Annotated in this window: 19 protein-coding genes; 9 read left to right on the top strand and 10 right to left on the bottom strand. The window is 38.9% G+C overall.

What is annotated here, in order from left to right:
• Positions 1–2 precede the first annotated feature (2 nt).
• The 6 genes from J500_RS00650 (at position 3) to J500_RS00670 (ending at position 7,662) form a co-directional block, all read left to right on the top strand.
• The gene (locus J500_RS00650; RefSeq protein ID WP_034697694.1) at positions 3–1,667 is read left to right on the top strand and encodes an intermembrane transport protein PqiB; all 1,665 of its coding nucleotides are present in this window, start codon (positions 3–5) and stop codon (positions 1,665–1,667) included.
• Positions 1,657–2,364, top strand: a complete 708-nt coding sequence (locus tag J500_RS00655) for a PqiC family protein (protein ID WP_004989654.1) — start codon at positions 1,657–1,659, stop codon at positions 2,362–2,364. Before J500_RS00650 ends, J500_RS00655 begins: the two co-directional genes overlap by 11 nt.
• 361 nt (positions 2,365–2,725) lie before the next feature.
• The gene (purL, locus tag J500_RS00660) at positions 2,726–6,562 is read left to right on the top strand and encodes a phosphoribosylformylglycinamidine synthase (RefSeq protein WP_004996974.1); all 3,837 of its coding nucleotides are present in this window, start codon (positions 2,726–2,728) and stop codon (positions 6,560–6,562) included.
• Between the two features lie 69 nt (positions 6,563–6,631).
• Positions 6,632–7,063, top strand: coding sequence for an NUDIX hydrolase (locus J500_RS00665; protein ID WP_004996978.1), 432 nt, complete (start codon positions 6,632–6,634; stop codon positions 7,061–7,063).
• A gap of 106 nt (positions 7,064–7,169) precedes the next feature.
• Positions 7,170–7,286, top strand: coding sequence for a KGW motif small protein (locus J500_RS17820; RefSeq protein WP_004989648.1), 117 nt, complete (start codon positions 7,170–7,172; stop codon positions 7,284–7,286).
• Positions 7,287–7,347: 61 nt separating this feature from the next.
• Complete coding sequence (locus J500_RS00670) at positions 7,348–7,662, top strand: hypothetical protein (RefSeq protein WP_004996979.1); 315 nt, start codon at positions 7,348–7,350, stop codon at positions 7,660–7,662.
• On the opposite strand, the gene J500_RS00675 is transcribed toward J500_RS00670, so the two are convergent.
• The gene (locus tag J500_RS00675) at positions 7,663–8,448 is read right to left on the bottom strand and encodes a nitroreductase family protein (protein WP_004996980.1); all 786 of its coding nucleotides are present in this window, start codon (positions 8,446–8,448) and stop codon (positions 7,663–7,665) included.
• A gap of 235 nt (positions 8,449–8,683) precedes the next feature.
• Positions 8,684–9,484, bottom strand: a complete 801-nt coding sequence (locus tag J500_RS00680; protein ID WP_004989642.1) for an enoyl-CoA hydratase-related protein — start codon at positions 9,482–9,484, stop codon at positions 8,684–8,686.
• 101 nt (positions 9,485–9,585) lie between these two features.
• Between J500_RS00680 and J500_RS00685 the strand changes: the two genes are divergently transcribed.
• Together J500_RS00685 and J500_RS00690 are read left to right on the top strand one after the other, a co-directional pair.
• A complete protein-coding gene (locus tag J500_RS00685; RefSeq protein WP_004996983.1) occupies positions 9,586–10,152 on the top strand; it encodes a nicotinate-nicotinamide nucleotide adenylyltransferase in 567 nt (188 codons plus the stop codon).
• Between the two features lie 38 nt (positions 10,153–10,190).
• Positions 10,191–10,772 (top strand): YceI family protein, encoded by a 582-nt coding sequence (locus J500_RS00690; protein WP_004996987.1) that lies wholly within the window; start codon positions 10,191–10,193, stop codon positions 10,770–10,772.
• 62 nt (positions 10,773–10,834) lie between these two features.
• On the opposite strand, the gene J500_RS00695 is transcribed toward J500_RS00690, so the two are convergent.
• From J500_RS00695 to dapD, 5 genes are all read right to left on the bottom strand, one after another.
• On the bottom strand, positions 10,835–11,302 hold the full coding sequence (locus J500_RS00695; protein WP_004996989.1) for a peroxiredoxin: 468 nt from the start codon (positions 11,300–11,302) through the stop codon (positions 10,835–10,837).
• A 68-nt stretch (positions 11,303–11,370) separates the two neighbouring features.
• A complete protein-coding gene (locus tag J500_RS00700) occupies positions 11,371–11,781 on the bottom strand; it encodes a hypothetical protein (protein ID WP_004989635.1) in 411 nt (136 codons plus the stop codon).
• A gap of 16 nt (positions 11,782–11,797) precedes the next feature.
• Positions 11,798–12,466, bottom strand: a complete 669-nt coding sequence (gene queC, locus J500_RS00705; RefSeq protein WP_004989634.1) for a 7-cyano-7-deazaguanine synthase QueC — start codon at positions 12,464–12,466, stop codon at positions 11,798–11,800.
• Between the two features lie 38 nt (positions 12,467–12,504).
• Entirely contained in the window at positions 12,505–13,215 is a 711-nt protein-coding gene (gene queE / locus J500_RS00710; protein ID WP_034697700.1) for a 7-carboxy-7-deazaguanine synthase QueE, read from the bottom strand.
• Positions 13,216–13,307: 92 nt separating this feature from the next.
• A complete protein-coding gene (dapD, locus tag J500_RS00715; protein ID WP_004996996.1) occupies positions 13,308–14,129 on the bottom strand; it encodes a 2,3,4,5-tetrahydropyridine-2,6-dicarboxylate N-succinyltransferase in 822 nt (273 codons plus the stop codon).
• Positions 14,130–14,397: 268 nt separating this feature from the next.
• Between dapD and carO the strand changes: the two genes are divergently transcribed.
• Positions 14,398–15,141 (top strand): ornithine uptake porin CarO, encoded by a 744-nt coding sequence (carO, locus tag J500_RS00720; protein WP_004996998.1) that lies wholly within the window; start codon positions 14,398–14,400, stop codon positions 15,139–15,141.
• Between the two features lie 80 nt (positions 15,142–15,221).
• On the opposite strand, the gene J500_RS00725 is transcribed toward carO, so the two are convergent.
• The 3 genes from J500_RS00725 to epmB are packed head-to-tail and all read right to left on the bottom strand — an operon-like array spanning position 15,222 to position 20,122.
• Positions 15,222–17,357, bottom strand: a complete 2,136-nt coding sequence (locus J500_RS00725; protein WP_004996999.1) for an EAL domain-containing protein — start codon at positions 17,355–17,357, stop codon at positions 15,222–15,224.
• Positions 17,339–19,090, bottom strand: coding sequence for a hypothetical protein (locus tag J500_RS00730; RefSeq protein WP_034697704.1), 1,752 nt, complete (start codon positions 19,088–19,090; stop codon positions 17,339–17,341). Before J500_RS00730 ends, J500_RS00725 begins: the two co-directional genes overlap by 19 nt.
• 15 nt (positions 19,091–19,105) lie before the next feature.
• A complete protein-coding gene (gene epmB / locus J500_RS00735; RefSeq protein ID WP_004997008.1) occupies positions 19,106–20,122 on the bottom strand; it encodes an EF-P beta-lysylation protein EpmB in 1,017 nt (338 codons plus the stop codon).
• Positions 20,123–20,124: the final 2 nt, after the last annotated feature.

The raw sequence follows: 20,124 nt of genomic DNA on the forward strand, positions 1-20,124 counted from the left end.
TGATGACGGAAAATAATACAACGAATAACCCCGCAGAAGCTGATCCCACTCAAACGGATCATCAGACTGAGCAACGTGTGCCACAGCCTCAGAAAAAAAAGGGCAAATGGCGACCTGCATTAATTTGGTTGATTCCGTTTATTGCCTTATTAATTGGGCTGTCTTTGGCAATCAAATCTATTCTTGCAATCGGGCCGACGATTTATGTTTCATTTCGAACGGCTGAAGGATTGGTGGCTGGCAAGACGACTGTTAAATATCGGCAAGTAGATATCGGATTGGTTCGTGAAATTGAACTGTCGGATGATCGCTCACACGTTATTGCCAAAATCGAATTACGCAAAGATGCCAGTAATTTTGCAGCGAAAGATTCGCGATTTTGGGTGGTGCGCCCTAGAGTAGGAACCAGTGGTATTTCAGGCATAGATACTTTATTTTCTGGCTCATATATTGGCGTCGATGGCGGAAAAGCAAAGGAAAAAAAAGAAGAATTTAACGGATTGGAAGTCCCACCTGTCGTGACCTCGGATGTACCAGGTAAAAGATTTTTCTTAAAAGCAAAAGATTTGGGATCGTTAGATATTGGATCTCCTATTTATTATCGACGGATCAATGTTGGTCAAATTACTGCGTATAATTTGGCTAAAGATGGTCAGCATGTTGAGCTACAAACCTTTATTCGTTCACCTTACGACAAATTTGTCACGCAAGATGCGCGTTTTTGGCAGGCCAGTGGGATTGATGTGAGTTTAAATGCATCTGGATTTAATCTGGATACGCAGTCTTTGGCAAGTATCGTGGCGGGTGGTATTGCATTTGGATACCCTGATAATTCTGATGCGCCGATTGCTCAGAATTCGAGTCACTTTAATCTATGGGACTCTAAAACAGAGGCTTTAAAAGATCCTGATGGTAAAGCGATTAATATTGTCATGTATTTTGATCAGTCGTTACGTGGTTTAAGTGCAGGTGCGCCAATTGACTTTATGGGGATTGATGTCGGAGAAATTAAAGCGATCAATGCTGAGTTTGATCACAATTATACACATGTACGTATGCGTGCTGAAGGCGTGGTTTATCCATCCCGTTTAACGCATGGTCAGGAGATGGATCCTGATGGAGAGATTTTTAAACGTTTTGTGCAAAATGGTTGGCGAGCACAAATGCGAACAGGTAATTTAATCACAGGTCAAAATTATATTGCTTTCGATCTGTTCCCTAAGGCTAAGCCTGCATCCGTAAAAGTATTGCCGAGTGGTCGCTTTGAAGTTCCAACCATGCCATCTGAATTAAAAGGATTACAGGCTCAGATTTCTCAGATTGCAGATAAATTGACTAAATTCCCACTGGTAGAAATTGGTCAGGATATGCGAAAAACACTGGGGAATATGAATAATGCGATTAACTCAACCAATCAACTGGTTCAACAGTTAGATGGCAAAGTTGCGCCAGAATTACAATCTACCTTGAATGATGTACGTGGGACTTTACGTTCGACCCAATCTATTCTCTCTAGCGATGCGCCAATGCAACAAGACGTTCGCCGAGCTTTACAGCAAATGACTCGTGCAGCAGCATCTTTACAATTAATGTCAGATTATATTGAACAACATCCAGAATCGTTGATTCGCGGTAAAACTCCTGAGGTAGATCGAAATGAAAAATAAAAATAATTTCAGATTAGGTGTCGTCATCCTGACAGGAGTATTTCTGAGCGCCTGCTCAAGCTCACCAACACCCAACTATTACACCTTGCAGGCTAAAGCAACACCGATTACACATTCGGGGGTGAGAGTCATTGAAGTTATGCCTGTTGGATTGCCTGATCGCTTAGATCGGGCATCTATTGTGGTACAGGATCATCAAGGCAGATCTAAAGTGCTGGACAATGATCGTTGGACCTCGACTTTAAGTACCCAATTAAGAGATGGTTTGTCGGCAGGATTACAGCAAAAATTGGGTGCGGTCGATCGATATAATAGTGGCATGTCTGCTGGTCAGGTGTCTTATCGAATTGCGACTGATTTTTCAAATTTTGATGTGATTGAGGATTCTGCAAATCATCCACTGACAAGTACGCATGATCACTATATGAATGTCATGGTGACATGGATCATTAAAGCAGATATTCCGCTAGCAATGGAGTCATCTGCTACGAATCAAGCTACAACTACTTTACAAAATCGTTCAATCAGTTGTCGAACTCATTTCACTGTGCCTGTTCAGGGTGAGCGTCGAAATATTAATAATATTGTGGCGGCCTCCACACAATCACTGAATCGAATTATTGAAAATATTGCTGATTCTGTGGTGATGATGAATGCGAAAAAAGTAGTGAGCATCGATGGTGTGACTTGTAGCTAAAGCTTCGATTGTTCTTTTTTAAATGTGCTCATCGTCGTTTATTTATAAGTCATCTTCAATGGGGAGTAGCGCATAAAATGGTATTTGTGCGCTCTGATCGGTTTGTAAATGTCACATTTGGATACATCTGAAAAAACCTATTTCAAAGTGCTAAAACGGTTTATTTTTATTCAGCTTAGCTTTAGCTATGGTTTAATCGGATCAAGAACAAAGATATAAATTGGGCTAATTGTTGAATAAGCTGAGAGAAATCCATGCTCTCCATCTAGCTGATTTTGCCTTTTCACAGTAGAATATGCGCTCTCTCTAAAGTCACATTGCGGTAAAGTTCAAAAGACTTGCCCGTGGAGCCAAAATCAACATGTTTATCGTGGCCGGTGCACCAGCACATTCTTCATTCAAGAAAGCTCAACTATTAACACGTTTATCGTCAATCAGTTCAGTCCAAACCTTTGACAGCCAATGGGTTTACCTGTTTGATCAAGCGCTCGACGAGCAGCAGCATCAATCTGCATTGCAACTTTTAAATGATGGTACATCGTTTGAGTTGCGCCAAGTGGCCAATGATGAACTTCAAGTTTTGGTCACTCCACGCATTGGAACGATTTCACCGTGGTCTTCTAAAGCGACAGATATTTTTAAAAACTGTAATACCCCAGTGCATCGTTTGGAACGCGGTATTTTATATACCTTAAAAGGTGTTTCTGAACTCAGTAATGAAGTCAAACAGGCTTTGCATGATCGTATGACTGAAACCGTTTTCAGCCAGATCGAAGATGCCCATCGTTTATTTTTAGAAACAGCACCAAAACCATTAAACTCAATTGATATTTTGGGTGAAGGAAAACAAGCACTGATCAAAGCCAATAATGAATTTGGTTTTGCTTTGTCTGAACAAGAAATTGACTATTTAACTCAAGCCTTTACTGACTTGGGGCGCAATCCAAACGATATCGAATTGATGATGTTTGCGCAGGCAAACTCTGAACATTGTCGTCACAAAATCTTTGGATCAGAATGGACAATTGATGGTGAAAAACAATCATTATCGTTGTTCCAGATGATCAAAAATACCTATAAAGAGTCACCAGGTGAAGTATTGTCGGCATATAAAGACAATGCTTCTGTGATTGTAGGTTATGACACTCAGCGTTTTTATCCAAAGAAAGACAATGAAACAGGTCATTTTATATATAAATATAAGAGCCAAGCGGCTCACATCTTGATGAAGGTGGAAACCCATAACCATCCAACTGCCATTTCTCCTTTTGCGGGGGCTGCAACTGGCTCGGGCGGTGAAATTCGTGATGAAGGTGCAACTGGTCGTGGTGGTAAACCAAAAGCAGGTTTAACAGGCTTTACTGTGTCTAACCTGAATATTCCGGGTTTTGAGCAGCCATGGGAAGATAACTACGGCAAACCTTCACGTATGGCATCGCCATTACAAATTATGATTGAAGGCCCATTGGGCGGCGCGGCATTTAATAACGAATTTGGTCGTCCTAACTTAAATGGTTATTTCCGTACTTTTGAACAAAACGTCAATGGCGAAGTGAAAGGTTTTCATAAACCGATTATGATTGCAGGTGGTTACGGCAATATTCGTCCTGACCATGTGGAAAAAGATGCGATTCAACCGGGTGATTTATTGATTGTACTCGGTGGCCCAGCCATGTTGATCGGTTTAGGTGGCGGTGCAGCATCTTCTGTGGATAGCGGTACCATGGGTGAAAATCTGGACTTTGCTTCAGTACAACGTGAAAACCCTGAGATGGAACGCCGTTGCCAAGAAGTGATTGATACTTGCTGGCGCATGGAAGACTTTAACCCAATCGTTTCTGTTCATGACGTGGGTGCAGGTGGTCTATCTAATGCCATGCCTGAACTAGTCAATGATCATGAGTTGGGTGCGATTTTAAACTTGCGTAAGATTCCATCGCTTGAACGTGGCATGAGCCCAATGGAAATCTGGTCAAATGAAGCACAAGAACGCTATGTACTTGCGATTCGTCCAGAGTCGTTAGACTTGTTTGAAGAAATCTGTGCGCGTGAACGTTGTCCGTTTGCGGTCTTGGGTGAAGCAACTGAAGCACGTCATTTGACTGTTGAAGATCCATTATTCCATGACAATGCGGTAGATATCCCAATGCAAGTCATGCTCGGTGGTACACCGCGTATGCAGCGTTCGTATGAAACCGTTGAACGTACAGGCAACGAGTTTGATACCTCAAAAATTGATCTAAAAGATGCAATTTTCCGTGTTTTGAAAAATCCAACTGTTGCATCTAAATCATTCCTGATCACCATTGGTGACCGCTCAATTACAGGTATGGTGGCGCGTGATCAAATGGTCGGCCCATGGCAGGTTCCAGTCGCGGATGCTGCGGTGACTACAACCAGCTTGCAAGGTTATACAGGCGAAGCAATGGCAATGGGTGAACGTCCACCAGTTGCATTGTTAAACCCAGCGGCTTCTGCGCGTTTGGCTGTTGCTGAGGCATTGACCAATATCGCCTCTGCTAATATTGAACAATTAGGTGATATCAAGCTTTCTGCAAACTGGATGGCAGCAGCAGGTCAAAAAGGTGAAGATCAAGCCTTGTTTGAGGGCGTAAAAGCGATTGGGATGGAAATGTGTCCAGCTTTGGGCATTGCGATTCCAGTCGGTAAAGATTCACTCTCGATGCGTACTACATGGAGTGATGATGGCATTGAGAAAGCTGTAACTTCACCAATGTCTGGAGTGATTACTGCATTTGCACCAGTAAGTGACGTGCGTAAAACATTAACGCCTGAGCTTAGACAGATTGATGGTTCTGTACTGGTACGTATTGATTTGTCTAAAGGTCAATTCCGTATCGGTGCATCGATTTTGACCCAAGTGTATAAAGCCATTGGTACGGTTACGCCAGATGTAGACAGTTTTGAAGATTTAAAAGATTTCTTTAATCTGATACAGGATTGGAATAATCGCGGTCTGGTACAAGCTTACCATGACATTGGTGATGGTGGTTTGTTGGCTACTGTGGCTGAGATGATGTTTGCATCACGTTTAGGTGCAGCTTTAGAACCACAAACAATTGAAAGTTTATTTGCAGAAGAAATTGGTGCAGTTTTACAACTTAAAGCCACTGATTGGGATGCGTTACAAGCTGAAATTGAAAGCTCGAATTTAAGCGATGCTATACATTTGGTTGGACGTGTGAATAACACTGATCAACTGAGTATCAATGGTTTAATATTAGCGCGTGCCGAACTACAACAAGCATGGGCAGAAGTGTCTCATCAAATCCAGCGCTTACGTGATAACGTAGAAACAGCCGATCAGGAATTTGCACTTATTGCAGATCAGACCCATAAAGGTCTCATTGCACAAGCAACTTATGATCTAAACGAACCTGTTGAAGCGCCATTCATTGCAACACGTCGTCCAAATATGGTGATTTTGCGTGAGCAAGGTGTCAACGGTCATGTTGAGATGGCAGCAGCCTTCGACAAAGTTGGGTTCAATACTGTCGATGTGCACATGAGTGATTTATTGGCAGGTCGTGTTGATCTTCAAGATTTTGAAGGTTTAGTCGCTTGTGGTGGTTTTTCTTATGGCGACGTGCTTGGTGCTGGTGGTGGCTGGGCGAAGTCAGTATTGTTTAATCCAAAATTGCGTGATCAGTTTGAAAGCTTCTTTAACCGTGAAAGTACCTTTAGTTTAGGGATTTGTAATGGTTGTCAGATGTTGTCACAACTTGCGCCACTGATTCCTGGTGCAGACAACTGGCCACGTTTCCATCGTAACGTATCAGAAGTTTTTGAAGCACGTGCGGTCAATGTACGTGTAGAAAAATCGGTATCGGTATTGCTGCAAGATATGCAGGGTTCAATTCTGCCAATCGCTGTAGCACATGGAGAAGGGCGTGTGGTTGCAAGTAATGAGCACTTGGCTAGCTTGAATAGCAATGATCAAGTGACCTTGCGTTATGTAGATAGTTTGGGTCAACCGACGCAACATTATCCACTGAATCCAAATGGTTCACCTGAAGCAATTACGGGTGTAACTTCGAAAGATGGCCGAGCTACGATTATGATGCCACATCCAGAGCGTAATTTCCGTGCTTTACAACACTCATGGAAACCAGAAGACTGGAATGAAGATGGTGCATGGTTACGTATGTTCCGTAATGCACGTAAGTTTATTGGTTAATATAAATCAGTGATTAAAAAAACCATCTTTGATTGACTCAATCAAAGATGGTTTTTTATTGGGTCTACAATGATTAAGAAAGTCGTTCCAATTCTTATAAGACGAAAAGCACAGACCTTTGAAATATTGGCTTTTAGACATCCTTTAGCAGGAATGCAATTGGTGAAAGGAAGCATAGAGCCAAATGAAACCTATGAGCATGCTGCAATTCGTGAGTTATTTGAAGAATCAGGTCTGATTGCACGAGATAATCCCAAATTTATAGGGAACTTAGTACTTAAATCTAATCATCAAGATTGGTATTTTTATTGCTGTGAGGCGACTCAAGTTATACCAGATACATGGATTCATTATTGTCTTGATGATGGTGGTTTAGAGTTTAAGTTTTTCTGGCATCGCTTATATCAAGAACCAAGTGAAGACTGGCATGAGATTTTTCGAGAAGCGCTATTTTTCCTAAGAAAATTTGTCAATGATGATGAAAATGACTCAGTATTTTAAAACTTAAAGTTAGCCCACAGACTTTTTAAATTTAACTGGCTCTAAATTGGTATAGGTTTTGCTTTTATTTTATACAAGTAAAATAAAACTAGCTTGGAGTACAGATATGGAAAAAAATAAGTTAATGCTTACTCGAAAACGTAAAGGTTGGATGTGGTTTTGCGCAGTCATTACCGCAGAATTATTATGGATTTTGGGAAATTATCTGGTTTTACAATCATAACGATTAATCCTGAAACTAAATCGTTTAAGATAAACCTAATTTATTCATCTTATATCGGATTATGCTTAAACTGATTTATTACGTACCTGAATCTCATCTTGAAGTGACTAAACAAGCTATTTTTGCAGCTGGAGCAGGTGGAATCGGTAACTATCAACACTGCGCATGGCAAGTGAAAGGAATTGGGCAGTTTAAGCCAGTCTGCGGTGCAAATCCATTTTTAGGCAAATTGGATGAGTTAGAACAGTTTGAAGAATGGCGCGTAGAAACCATTGTTTCAGAAGAAAAAGCCAGTACCGTTGCAACAGCATTAAAAGCAAGCCATCCTTATGAAGAGCCTGCTTTTGAATTTATTCAGATTTTAGATATTCAATAATTAAACTTTTTGAATGAATAAATCACGGTCAAAACGATACTGCGGGAAAAATACACCATCACTCGCACGTTCGCCTGCACCAATGACCATCACAGGAAATTGCTGATCATTAAGTTTTAATATCTTACGAACCATTGGCTCATCAAAACCTTCCATCATACAACTATCAAAACCATAAGCGCGGAGTGAAAGCACTAGATTTTCACAAGCCAAAGCGGTGGATTTACTTGCCCAGAGCTTGGCATCGGCAGGATTAAATGCCGTGACAGGAAGTTGTTTATCTAAGCTTCGTGCCACTTTAAACGCGACTTTTTTAAAGTTGCCGAGTGCATTGAAATAACCAGTTTTATAGTTATACGGAATGAAACGATAGTATTTTTTGACCATTTCAGGGGCTTCAGGAAATGGAAATTCTGAAATATTCTTTTTCGCCATTTCATCGACACGATCTGTTCGCGCAACACAAACAATAAGTTCGGAAGCCGTTTTTGCTGCTAATTGTCCCAGACAAGCTTTAACTAACTGTTTTTTCTTCGCAGGATGTTGGACGACATAAAATGTCCAAGGTTGTAGATTGGACGAGTTTGGTGCAATAAGTGCCAAGTCAAGACATGCATCAAGCACTTCGGTTGGAATGGCTTTATCCGTGAATTTGCGTACGGAACGACGACTCTCGATCACTTTACGAAAATTTTCAACATCAATATCTTGGGGTGCAGGCTCAAAATAACGTTTTTTATCTGAAACCTGCTGAGAATTTTTTGGGAGATTTTCTGAATTTGCCATCACTATTTAAATATTTCGTTATGAAGATGATGAATGAGAATAACATTCAATCATTTTATCTAGGTAAAAAAGTGTATTCCTGAGATTAAGCTGCATCTTATTCATTGGTTTTTCAATGCAGACATTCAATCTCAGGTTTTTTTAGTGTTAGACTTCATTCATAATTGTTGAAACCCTCTTTATTTTTCTCCCATAGGGAGAAATAAAAAGGATTTATGAAAGAAGTCTATTGATTTTATCCAAATTGGGAAAAATCGGGCTTACGCTTTTCCATAAAGGCTTGAACCGCTTCTTTCATTTCAGGCGAACGGACACGTTGCATGAAAATCTCGGCTTCATCATCAACACATTGCACAATTTCATCAAGATCATGCTTCATGAGAGCTTTGGATTGTCGAATGGATGCAAGTGGTAATGCAGCCAATTGCTGAGCAGTTTGTTCGGCCAATGCGTAAACATCATCACTGATTTGATTGACCAAACCTGCTTTTTCTGCAATCTCTGCGTTAAATTTTTTGGCGGTAAATAAAAGTTCTGCGGCACGGTGATAACCTGCTTGTTTCACCAATAAACGACTTGCAGCGCCTTCTGGCGATAGACCAAGACTGACAAATGGAATCTGGAATAACGCTGTGTTGTCTGCATAGACAATATCTGCATGCAGTAAAATCGTGACACCAATTCCAATCGCAACCCCTTTAACTGCAACAATCAGCGGTTTAGAAAGTTTCGCCGCTGATTTGAGTAAAACAAAAGGAGGTTGATCTCCAGCTTTGCCTTGATAAGGTTTTTGAATAAATGACATAAAGTCTTTCATGTCATTACCCGCAGAAAAGTCTGCATCTGCGCCACGCAAAATCACCACGCGAACCTGACTGGATTGATCTGCTTCATCCAGTGCCTGTGCAATCCACAAATACAATTCACCATATAATGCATTTTTTGCTTCAGGGCGATGAATGGCTAAAGTCAGTATGCCATTTTCAAGTTTTGCATTTAAATGTTGATGAGGTTGTTGAATACAGCGAAGTGTCATCGTACTATCCTTGCTTTCAATCTTGGGTTTATGTCTGCCATTATGTCGTAAATTTGATTATAAATGACTACTGGTGAGTTCATAAAAAATTAAGTTGGTTTATGTACATATTTGATTATCTCGTTTTTATTGGACGTTTTCAGCCTTTTCATCTTGCACATTTGCAAACTGTAGAAATAGCCCTCCAACAAAGTCAAAACGTTATATTGGCTTTGGGATCGGCGCAACCTGAGCGTAATATTAAAAATCCTTTTTTGGCAGCAGAAAGGGAGCAAATGATTCTTTCTAATTTTTCCGAGGAAGATCAAGAGCGGATTCACTTTGTACATGTCATTGATGTCTATGATGATCAAAAATGGGTCAATCAAGTCAAAACACTGGTTAAGCAGATCACGCCAACGCATGCAAAAATTGGTTTAATTGGGCATTTTAAAGATGAATCCTCGTATTACTTAAAGCTTTTTCCTGAGTGGACCATGGTGGAGTTAGAAAGTTTGAAAGAGTCGATGTCTGCTACTCCGATCCGAGAGGCTTATTATCGTGGTGAAATCCAAAAACAGGCATTTCCACAGGGAACGATTCAGTTTTTGGAGAATTTTCAGAAAACTTCAATCTATCGGCAATTACAAAATAAGTTTGTATTAAATGACAAGTCGAATCTGGTTTAGGAGATTAAAGTAAAGTCTCTTTTCCTGTCTTGGTGTTTATGATGACTGTCATTGCAAATCAGCGATTAGCAAAAAGTTTATGGATTGGTGCGTTGATTGTGGTATCAATGAGCCAAGTTCATGCGGCAAATTGGGTATTAGCTCCAACAAGCAATGTCGGATTTCATATCGATTCAGCTCGTGAGTCTATGGTCATCGCTAAGTTTAATACTGTACATGCGACTTTGAACTTTGATGAAAATGCGCCACAGCAGGCATCTACACGCTTTATAATGGATGTGGATAGTTTAAGTTTGAATAATCCTGCCATGAAAAGTACATTATTGGGAAAAGATTTATTTTATGCTGCACAGTTTAAGACGGTAAGTTTTAAAAGTGATCAATTTAGAGTTTTGGGAAATAATAAGTATCAAATTATAGGGCAATTAACCATAAGAGGGATTACTCGACCTGTCATTTTTGATAGCACACTAAAACCTGTTACCAACAATCAAAAGTTAATGAATATGGTGTCTTCAACAACGATCAATCGAACTGATTTTGGTATGAAAAAGGCACCAGACGGGATGGGTGAAAAAATAAATATCAAGATGAACGTCGATTGGAAAGTAAAACGTTAATTGTTCATCATAAAAATTCAGATGTAGCTTATGAGCAATCAATAAGCTACATCATTCGAAATCTAATTATTTTGTTGAAGAGTTTTTAAATCTTCCAGAACTTGTTCGGCATGTCCTGCGGCTTTGACTTTACGATAACTTTTAACCAGTTGTTTGTTATGGAAAATAAAAGTTGAACGTTCTATGCCCATGACTTTTTTACCATACATATTTTTTTCTTTAATCACATCAAAATGCTGGCAAAGGATTTCATCTTTATCGCTAATTAAATCGATCGTCAATGCCTGTTTTTCAGTAAAATTTTGATGTGCTTTGACTGAGTCACGTGATACACCAACAATTGTTGCCCCAAGAGCATCAAATTGATCTTTTAAACATGAAAACCCAACGGCTTGAGTGGTACAACCAGGTGTCGAATCTTTCGGGTAAAAGTAAAGAATTAACCATTCAGCAGAGACATCTGCCAGATTAATTTCACCCTGTGTTGTGGGGAAAGTTTGATTGGGTAATGAAATATTTTCACTGCTCATTATTATTCTCCATATTTTCCATAAAAAACTAGCCACATAAAGTGGCTAGCAAATCACATCAGTTCTGCTTATTTTTTGCCTTGAGCAGATTTCATCGCTTCTTCAGTCAAACCTTTTAACTTGCCAGTCAACTGTGGGCCAAAGCATGCTTGAAGATCTTTATTTTGCTGTTGTACAAAAGCTAAAGAACTTGGGCTTTTCTTGGCATTGATGGCACTTTGCACTTCCCATTTTTGCGCATTGGTCATTTTACCATCTGCTTCGACTGCACAAGTACAATACTTACTCACTTCTGCCGCAGTTAATTTATTGCCTTTACCTGTTTCATCTTTACACAGATTAATTAAAGCACCTTTTACATTTGTACTCTTGTAGGCTTGTTGAAGTTTATTTTCATCAGCAGCATGTGAAACCGTTGCAGTAAAAGCAGCAGCAGCCATAAGTGAAGAAAGAAGTAGTTTTGTGTTCAATAATTTCATAAATATTACCTGATTATTATGGTATATAGCGTGTAGGATCTGCAATGCCAGCTTCCATAAACCCTTGTTTACGTAAACGACAGCTATCGCATTTCCCACATGCACGACCTTCAGCATCTGCCTGATAGCAAGAAACAGTTTGACTATAGTCTACGCCATGTTCAATACCTAAACGTATAATATTCGCTTTGGATAAATGTAACAAAGGTGTTTCAAATGTAAGAGGTTTTCCCTCTACACCTGCTTTAGTAGCCAAACGTGCCATATTTGTAAATGCTTCAATATATTCTGGTCGGCAATCTGGATAACCTGAATAGTCTACCGCATTGACCCCAATCACAATGGCTTCCGCTCCAAACACTTCCGCAGCAGCCAGCGCGTAAGATAAAAAGATGGTATTACGAGCTGGCACATAGGTAATTGGAATACCTTCTTGCTCATGATCTGGCACATCAATATTATGATCGGTGAGTGCAGAACCCCCTAAATTACCCAAATCAATATTAATGACACGGTGTTCTACACCTGCATTTTGAGCAATCGCTTTAGCTGCATCAAGTTCAGTCGTGGAGCGCTGTCCATACATAAAACTGAGCGCCATACATTCATAACGCGCTTGTGCCCAAGCTAGGCAAGTCGTCGAGTCTAAGCCGCCTGATAATAAAACAATGGCACGAGGGCGCATATGATATTCTCCAAAAATAACTAACAAAATAAACTGGATTAACGACCTGTTTCGTCATTCCAGAGCAATTTATGCAATTGCAATTGAAACCGTACAGGGAGATGGTCATCTAAAATCCATTGCGCCATATCACGCGCTAACTGGGGTAGTTTAACCGAAGCTTTTTCAACTGCAAAAGCAGGGGAAAACCAGACGGTGCTGACTTTCTCATCCAACTGATAATTCTCTAATTGCTGTTTAGACCATTCATAATCTTCACGATTACAAATCACAAATTTGATTTGGTCATGCGGAGTTAAATAATCCAAATTACTGAGCAGATTACGCTTTTCTTCACCAGACGTTGGGGTTTTTAAATCCAGTACTTTAGATACACGAGAATCGACTTTGGACACATCTAGCGCACCACTGGTTTCCAAAGAAACCTGACAGCCCAAATCTGACAATCTGGTTAGTAAATGCAAACAATTTGGCTGAGCAAGAGGTTCACCTCCTGTCACACAAATATAAGGTGTTTTAAACGATAACGCTGTTTCAATAATTTGATCGAGTGACTGACGTTCACCGCCTTCAAAAGAATAAGTCGTATCACAATAGGTGCAGCGTAGTGGACAGCCCGTTAAACGAATAAAAACAGTGGGTAAGCCTGCGGTATTGGCTTCTCCTTGCAAGGAATAAAAAATTTCTGTAATACGAAGCCCCGCCGCAGGATCTGATACCGGAATAGTCGTTGAGCGTAGAGAAGTCATTGCAGAAATACCACATCTTAGAAAACAAAAATCTCTACGATCAGATTTGAACGTAGAGACGAGGAACAATTAAACTCCGCAAATAAATGCAATTAGTCAGCGCGAAGTAAATCGTTCAAACTGGTTTTAGCACGAGTTTTAGCATCCACTTTTTTCACGATTACCGCAGCATAAAGGCTATAAGTACCGCATTTTGATGGAAGACTACCCGCAACAACCACAGAACCTGCTGGTACACGGCCATAGTGAATTTCGCCAGTTTCACGATCAAAGATTTTGGTTGATTGACCAATGAATACACCCATTGAAATCACAGAACCTTCTTCAACAATCACACCTTCAACGATTTCAGAACGGGCACCGATAAAACAGTTGTCTTCGATAATGGTTGGGTTGGCTTGTAAAGGCTCTAAAACACCACCAATCCCTACACCACCAGATAAATGAACATTTTTACCAATTTGCGCACATGAACCCACAGTTGCCCATGTATCCACCATAGTGCCTTCATCTACGTAAGCACCGATGTTGACATAAGAAGGCATTAACACGACATTTTTTGCCTGAAAACTACCACGACGCGCTACAGCAGGCGGTACAACACGTACACCCGCAGCTTTGAACTGTTCTTCAGTCCAGCCTGCATGCTTAGTATCAACCTTGTCATAGAAACGTAAATCACAAGATTCGATTGGTTTGTTATCATTCAATTTGAAAGATAATAACACGGCTTTTTTTAGCCATTGATGAACCACCCATTCGCCATCGATTTTTTCAGCAACACGTAATGTACCGTTGTCTAAACCCGCAATCGCTTGCTCTACAGCATCACGAATTTCTGTTGGGCAAGCTGTAGCACTTAAATTTGCACGATCTTCAAATGCTTGCTCAATGATTGTAGAAAGCTGAGACATGTTCTTCCTTCCAAAAAAATTTGCATAATTTTACACTAATTAGCGTCGATAATGTTGTGAAAGAAAAGATTGATTTGAAAAAAGCTATTTAAAATCTTGATAAAAAAAATTACGAATAACTGCTTTAAAAACAAGAACCAAACTTATTTGTATCAAAACTTAACAGAAAATGATCAATTCTCGTATAAAACCAAACCATACTTTCTCCTAAGATACATCTACGCAATAAAAATTTAGATTTGAATAAAAGTCTTTTGAGGAGAGAGCAATGAAAACATTAAAACTACTTGCGGTTGCTGGTGCTTTAGCTGCTGTGGCGGGGACTACTATGGCTGATGATTCTGTAGTCCATGATCATTATGCATTTGATCAGAAACAACTTCTTCCAGTTGGTGTTCGTGCTGAAGTCGGTACGACTGGTTATGGTGGTGCTTTCCTTTGGCAGGCCAATCCATACGTTGGTTTAGCACTGGGTTATAACGGTGGTGACATTTCTTGGTCAGATGATTTGTCAATTAATGGATCCAAATATGATCTGGATATGGACAATAACAACGTTTATTTAAATGCTGAAATTCGTCCTTGGGGAGCGAGTGCAAGTCGTTGGGCACAAGGTTTGTATGTAGCTGCTGGTGCAGCTTATGTAGATAATGATTACGATTTGGATCGACGAGTTGGTCAAGGTCGTAATTTTACCGTCAATAATACTGATTTCAATGCTACCTCAGATGTCCATATCAGCGGTAAAATGTCATACAAAAATGATATTGTTCCTTATTTAGGCTTTGGTTTCGCACCAAAATTTAATGATCACTGGGGCTTGTTTGGTGAAGTAGGTGCTTATTATACAGGTAATCCACAAGTTTCATTAGATGTGGTTTCAGGGACTGCATTAAATGGTAATGGAGCAATTTTAGATGATGAAGTTGCGAAAGAACAGCAAAAAATTGAAGACAAAAACAAATATGAATGGTTACCAGTGGGTAAAGTTGGTGTTAACTTCTATTGGTAAGCTAAGTTTGCTAAAAAGAACCGCTTAAGCGGTTCTTTTTTATTCAATAACAAATAATAATTCAGAGCATTTAACTTTATTTATTGATCTTGTACATCAGTCAGGCGATCTAGTTTTTTCTGGAAATAATCACCTTGTAAATAGCGCGCTTCAATATTCCATGCATTTGCAAACAAAGTCATATCATTTAAACCCTGAGCTAAGATTTCTATAGGTTTAATTTGATGAAAGTTTTCCAGTTTTTGTTGTAATTGTGATATGTCATGATTTGAGGCTAACATTTTACATAAATTAGGGTGTAGGCTTAAATAATCCAGATCGGTTTGACTTAAAATAGAGTCGCTATACATTGAGATACCAAAGTCACGTACAGAAATTTCCACTTCATTTTGCTTTAATTTAGCAAATTGCTGTTGAGCCAAAGGCGCGTTCTGACTGATGGATTCCTCAGAGAACTGTAATATTAATGGCGCTTTAGCGCGGCTACCGACAATGGTAAGAAGCTTGCCCATCAAATCAGGTAATTGTTTGTCATTTAAAAGAATATGACGATTTAAATTAATGATCAGCTTTGCAGTTGGGTATTGTGTTAAAAAATTGTGTAATTGTTTGCAGGCTTCGACTAATATCCAGCGATCAACTTTAATAGAAAGTTCTGGATCATCACGTAAATCCGCAAGATGATTAATATCTTGCCAACTATTGTCATAAATGAAACCGCTCGTTACTTCATAAATATACAAATTACTGTCTTGTTTATCATAAAGTTGTTGGTATTTTAGATGAATATCACCTGCTTCAAGTTTTTGTTGAAGCGTTTGAAGTATCGAATGTTGAACTTTGGGAATATTTTCGGTACTGATGTCTATTTGTTTAAGAACAGCGACCTGACCTAAATCACGTTGAGACAAACTTTGTTCCATATTAGGTAAAGGCTGATGAAATGCTTGCTCTAAAATATCATCAAAGTTTTTATCATCTGCGATACTAGGTTGATTTAATACAGAAAAACCTAAATGTAAATGTAAATGTAAAGTTGAGTTATCAACACTTAACAACTGAGGTTTTTCTAATGATTTGAGGCTGATTAATTGAGACTTAAGAACTTGGTCAGATTCTGCCTGAAATAAAGCCACGTAGAGTACGGGATTAATTCTGAAAACAGAAACATTGACTTGTTCTTTAATAAAGCCATAAATATTGGAAAAATAAGTTTTAATCGTTTCTAGATTATGTTTAAAGACATCATCAGGACAGCTTGAAAGCGTCACTATAACAAGTGCATTGACCTCTGCGGGTTGTTTATTTAACTGACGATTGATAGCATTTAAGGCATTGATATTGGGTGACAGCTTTTCAGTTTGACTCGCTTGCGATGCTATTGCGTTATTGGGTTGGATTGAACTAGATGTACTGTCTTCATACTCGATAGTCAATTGAACGGCATCATCTTCATCACAAGGTAAAAATTCAATTTTAAGCGGGTTTGCAATCGTAATTGCAGAATTTCTACAAACAATATCAAAGCTGGCTTGGTCAAATATTCCTTGTGAAACACGTTTAAATTTTTGTTTAAATTGATTAGGATCTGTCGGCTGTAAAATATCAAGAATAGGAAGACCGACTAGCTCATTTTCATTTTTTAACCCAAAAAGTGCCAAGTATTCAGCATTCGCTTTGATGTGAATACCTTCTTGTAGTGTCGCAACCGCCTTATTGCTTTCTTTTACAATAGATTGAACGTGAGAATGTGCAGTCTCTAATTCTTCAATTAAGCGTTGTTCATTTTGTTGCAAACGGCTGTAGGATAATGCTCTAACAATTGCAATATATAAATGCTCTGGTGCTTTGAGATCAATAATTTCATAGACACCTTTATGTATATAACTCAGATAATCATTAGCGCTATATTGATCAGGAGTCAGCAATAAAACAGGCAAATTGGGCTGCGTTGATACTTGAATGAGGGACAATACCTGTTCAATTTTTAAGTCATAAGCTCGCCCAAAAATGACTATATCCCAACCGATATTTAATTGCTTTTCAAAGCTATTTAAATCATCTAGCAGTGTTGCCTGAACTTGATGATTTTTGGAGTTAAATAGCTCAATAATTTGATTATAACGAAGCTGGTTATCATCAATAATGAGTAAACGTGTTTTGCTTAATTTCAACTTTTTAGAAAGTAACGAGTTTCTCACTTTAACGCTTCCCATAAATCCTGATTATCTGAATCTTTGGCCTGTTTAAACATCAATTTTTTCAGGCTGTTTTGCTGTTGATCATCCAAGAGTTCATAGTCAAATTGCACAAAGCTTTGGGTGACCAGTTGCGCTTTGAGCAAATACACTTTGAACTCTTCTTTTTCTAACCTTAGATGAACCCCTTGTTGCTCTCTGAAAATTTGTGCACCTGGTAAAATCAGAGTTGTTTTAACCTGATCCAAATTTTGGCTTTGCATGAGTAAAGCAGGGTAATAATTATGACGATGACGGTCTGCTTGTACACGAACAGCGCAAGGGAAAATATCTTGCGCTAATATTTCTAAACCAATTTCCAGACTTTTTTCAGCCGATTGTTTAATCCAGCGAATTACTCCACCACGCCATTGGCTATGTGTATCTTCTTTAACCAGTATAAATTCACCCGTTCTTAAATTTTTAGGGGCTTCTTCAGTCCATTTAATTCGATAACCATTGACACTAATATCTAACACTTCGGTTTGATAAATAAGTTTGGCCTCACGATTTAAACGCTGGTTATTGGGAACATCGCTTGATGACTCTTGTTGGGTTAAGCCAGATGAGGTTTTTGAGCTATTTTGGAAACCATAATGACTCTCAAGCTGAAGCGTTTCATTAAAATTTTTAGCTTTAGATAAGTAAAAATGGGCAGTTAGCAAACCAAAACAAATTTGTAATTGTGCTGAATATTCATATCGTTCATGTTGACGTTCAGCCACCGTTCCTAAAATGTTCTGAACATGAAATTTTAGCGCAGGACTCAAATAAATTTTCTCTGTTTGAGACAGATAATCCGCATTACGATGCAAAGTCGCGGTAATGTGTTCAAGTAAATCTTGGATGACGACATAAATAGAGGGGCTAAACCCTGAGTTTTGATGTTTATTATAAACAGGCGGATGATCTTTTTGAGTATCAATCACATATTTGGATAGTGTCGTTTCTTTTGGGAAAATCTGGATCTTCTTAGCCCAATCATAACTACATTGATATAAAGCCTGAATCTCAGCCTGACGAATCTGATTGGTATTTAGAATATCTAGTAAAATCAGTTGGGCATAGGCTTGGGTAATATTATTGAGCTGATTTTGAGTGCCTTGCAATTGATTGATATTGGCCAGATGCACATGAGATTTCATTGCGACTTCATATAAATGATGAGCAATTAACCATTGCCCAGTCATTGGCTCACTGTAGAGCATGTGCTCCTGATATAGTAATTCTGTGAGCTGTTTTAAACCATAAAATATGGCAAGTGTTCGTGCCGTTTGTAGATTTTTCTTTTTATGCAATGCAAAAACAGAAAATTTATTTTGTTCGAGTTGCTCGGTACTACGTCTTACAATATCAATATAAATGCCCGCAAAGTGTTTGCGTAATAAAATGGCGAGTTCAATAATATGTTCGTTCCGATCAGTGTTGATCAGTCCTTGATTAAAAAAATGTTTTTCAAAGCTTGCCAAAACATTTTCAAGCACAGGATGCAGGGTTTGTAATAAATCAAAACGTAAAGTTTCAGAGCAATTTAATTCTGAGAGTTCAATCAATGCAGAAAATAAAGCGCGTGAAGTATCCCCCAGTTGCATGATGGATAATGATGAAACCCAGTCTGAAACTGCTTTAACATTAGACTCGCTAAAGCTTAATTCATCTCGACTTAAGGTGGTAGATGTTTCAAAAATATCCGTAAAAGTTTGATTCATCATATTTTATTATTCAACTCAAAATGTTGAAACCCCAAATAGCGGTGTTTTATTCTTTTCGCCCGCGATTTCCCTAACTAGCTTAGGAACCAGATAACCTGGCAAATTCGCTAAGACTTCCTGATAGATACAATCAATCTCTGATGATACAACATCAAAATGTTGAGCACCCTTTACTTTATCTAAAACATGTAAGTAATAGGGCATAACCCGAGCTTCAAACAAACGATGACTAAGATGAATCAAGGTTTGTGCGTTATCGTTCACACCCTTAAGTAAAACTGCTTGATTTAACACAGTTATTTGCCCAAATGATAACGCTGCCAGCTTGCTACAGGTGTAGTCATCTAGCTCTGAAGCATGATTCGAGTGTACCACCACTATAATGCGTAGCCTACTGTTTTTTAATAGGGAAATCAGCTCTTCATCGACACGGTTGGGAATAACAATCGGAACACGTGAATGAATTCGCAAAATTTTTATTTGAGGGAGTGATTCAATTCTTTCTAGCCAGAGTTGTAATTTACGATTGGACAACGTTAATGGATCACCGCCACTTAAAATCACCTCATTAATCGAAGGATGATCTTGGATATAAGTTTGAATATTTAACCAATCTTCATTTTTGGGCAAATTTTCCTGGTAAGGGAAATGTCGGCGGAAACAGTAACGGCAATGTACTGCACAAGCACCCGTTAAAGTCAGCAAAAATCTGGAGCTATATTTATGTAAAACACCTGGAAGTTGATTGGCTTCTTCTTCACCTAATGGATCGGTAACAAATTCAGGATGTTCTTCGAGCTCTAAATGATGTGGCAAAATTTGCAGAAGCAGGGGATCATAAGGATCAGACTTTTGCATTTTTTCAACAAAAGCACGAGGTACACGCAATTTAAAATCGTTTGTTGCAAGAATAGCGCCAGATAACAACTGTTCTTTAGACAGTTGTAATACATTTAACAGCTCTAATGGATCAATGATTAGATCATTGAGTTGTTTTTGCCAGTTTTGCTCTTGATACAAATAGTTTATCATGC

This window comes from Acinetobacter sp. 479375 (assembly GCF_000581715.1).
In the GTDB taxonomy this organism is placed as follows: domain Bacteria; phylum Pseudomonadota; class Gammaproteobacteria; order Pseudomonadales; family Moraxellaceae; genus Acinetobacter; species Acinetobacter ursingii.

Coding starts and splice junctions, on each gene's coding strand:
- queC (WP_004989634.1), bottom strand. CDS start 12,466: ATGCGCCCTCGTGCCATTGTTTTATTATCAGGCGGCTTAGACTCGACG.
- J500_RS00650 (WP_034697694.1), top strand. CDS start 3: ATGACGGAAAATAATACAACGAATAACCCCGCAGAAGCTGATCCCACT.
- J500_RS00670 (WP_004996979.1), top strand. CDS start 7,348: ATGCTTAAACTGATTTATTACGTACCTGAATCTCATCTTGAAGTGACT.
- purL (WP_004996974.1), top strand. CDS start 2,726: ATGTTTATCGTGGCCGGTGCACCAGCACATTCTTCATTCAAGAAAGCT.
- dapD (WP_004996996.1), bottom strand. CDS start 14,129: ATGTCTCAGCTTTCTACAATCATTGAGCAAGCATTTGAAGATCGTGCA.
- queE (WP_034697700.1), bottom strand. CDS start 13,215: ATGACTTCTCTACGCTCAACGACTATTCCGGTATCAGATCCTGCGGCG.
- J500_RS00680 (WP_004989642.1), bottom strand. CDS start 9,484: ATGACACTTCGCTGTATTCAACAACCTCATCAACATTTAAATGCAAAA.
- J500_RS00655 (WP_004989654.1), top strand. CDS start 1,657: ATGAAAAATAAAAATAATTTCAGATTAGGTGTCGTCATCCTGACAGGA.
- epmB (WP_004997008.1), bottom strand. CDS start 20,122: ATGATAAACTATTTGTATCAAGAGCAAAACTGGCAAAAACAACTCAAT.
- J500_RS00665 (WP_004996978.1), top strand. CDS start 6,632: ATGATTAAGAAAGTCGTTCCAATTCTTATAAGACGAAAAGCACAGACC.
- J500_RS00730 (WP_034697704.1), bottom strand. CDS start 19,090: ATGATGAATCAAACTTTTACGGATATTTTTGAAACATCTACCACCTTA.
- J500_RS00700 (WP_004989635.1), bottom strand. CDS start 11,781: ATGAAATTATTGAACACAAAACTACTTCTTTCTTCACTTATGGCTGCT.
- J500_RS17820 (WP_004989648.1), top strand. CDS start 7,170: ATGGAAAAAAATAAGTTAATGCTTACTCGAAAACGTAAAGGTTGGATG.
- J500_RS00685 (WP_004996983.1), top strand. CDS start 9,586: ATGTACATATTTGATTATCTCGTTTTTATTGGACGTTTTCAGCCTTTT.
- J500_RS00675 (WP_004996980.1), bottom strand. CDS start 8,448: ATGGCAAATTCAGAAAATCTCCCAAAAAATTCTCAGCAGGTTTCAGAT.
- J500_RS00695 (WP_004996989.1), bottom strand. CDS start 11,302: ATGAGCAGTGAAAATATTTCATTACCCAATCAAACTTTCCCCACAACA.
- carO (WP_004996998.1), top strand. CDS start 14,398: ATGAAAACATTAAAACTACTTGCGGTTGCTGGTGCTTTAGCTGCTGTG.
- J500_RS00725 (WP_004996999.1), bottom strand. CDS start 17,357: ATGGGAAGCGTTAAAGTGAGAAACTCGTTACTTTCTAAAAAGTTGAAA.
- J500_RS00690 (WP_004996987.1), top strand. CDS start 10,191: ATGATGACTGTCATTGCAAATCAGCGATTAGCAAAAAGTTTATGGATT.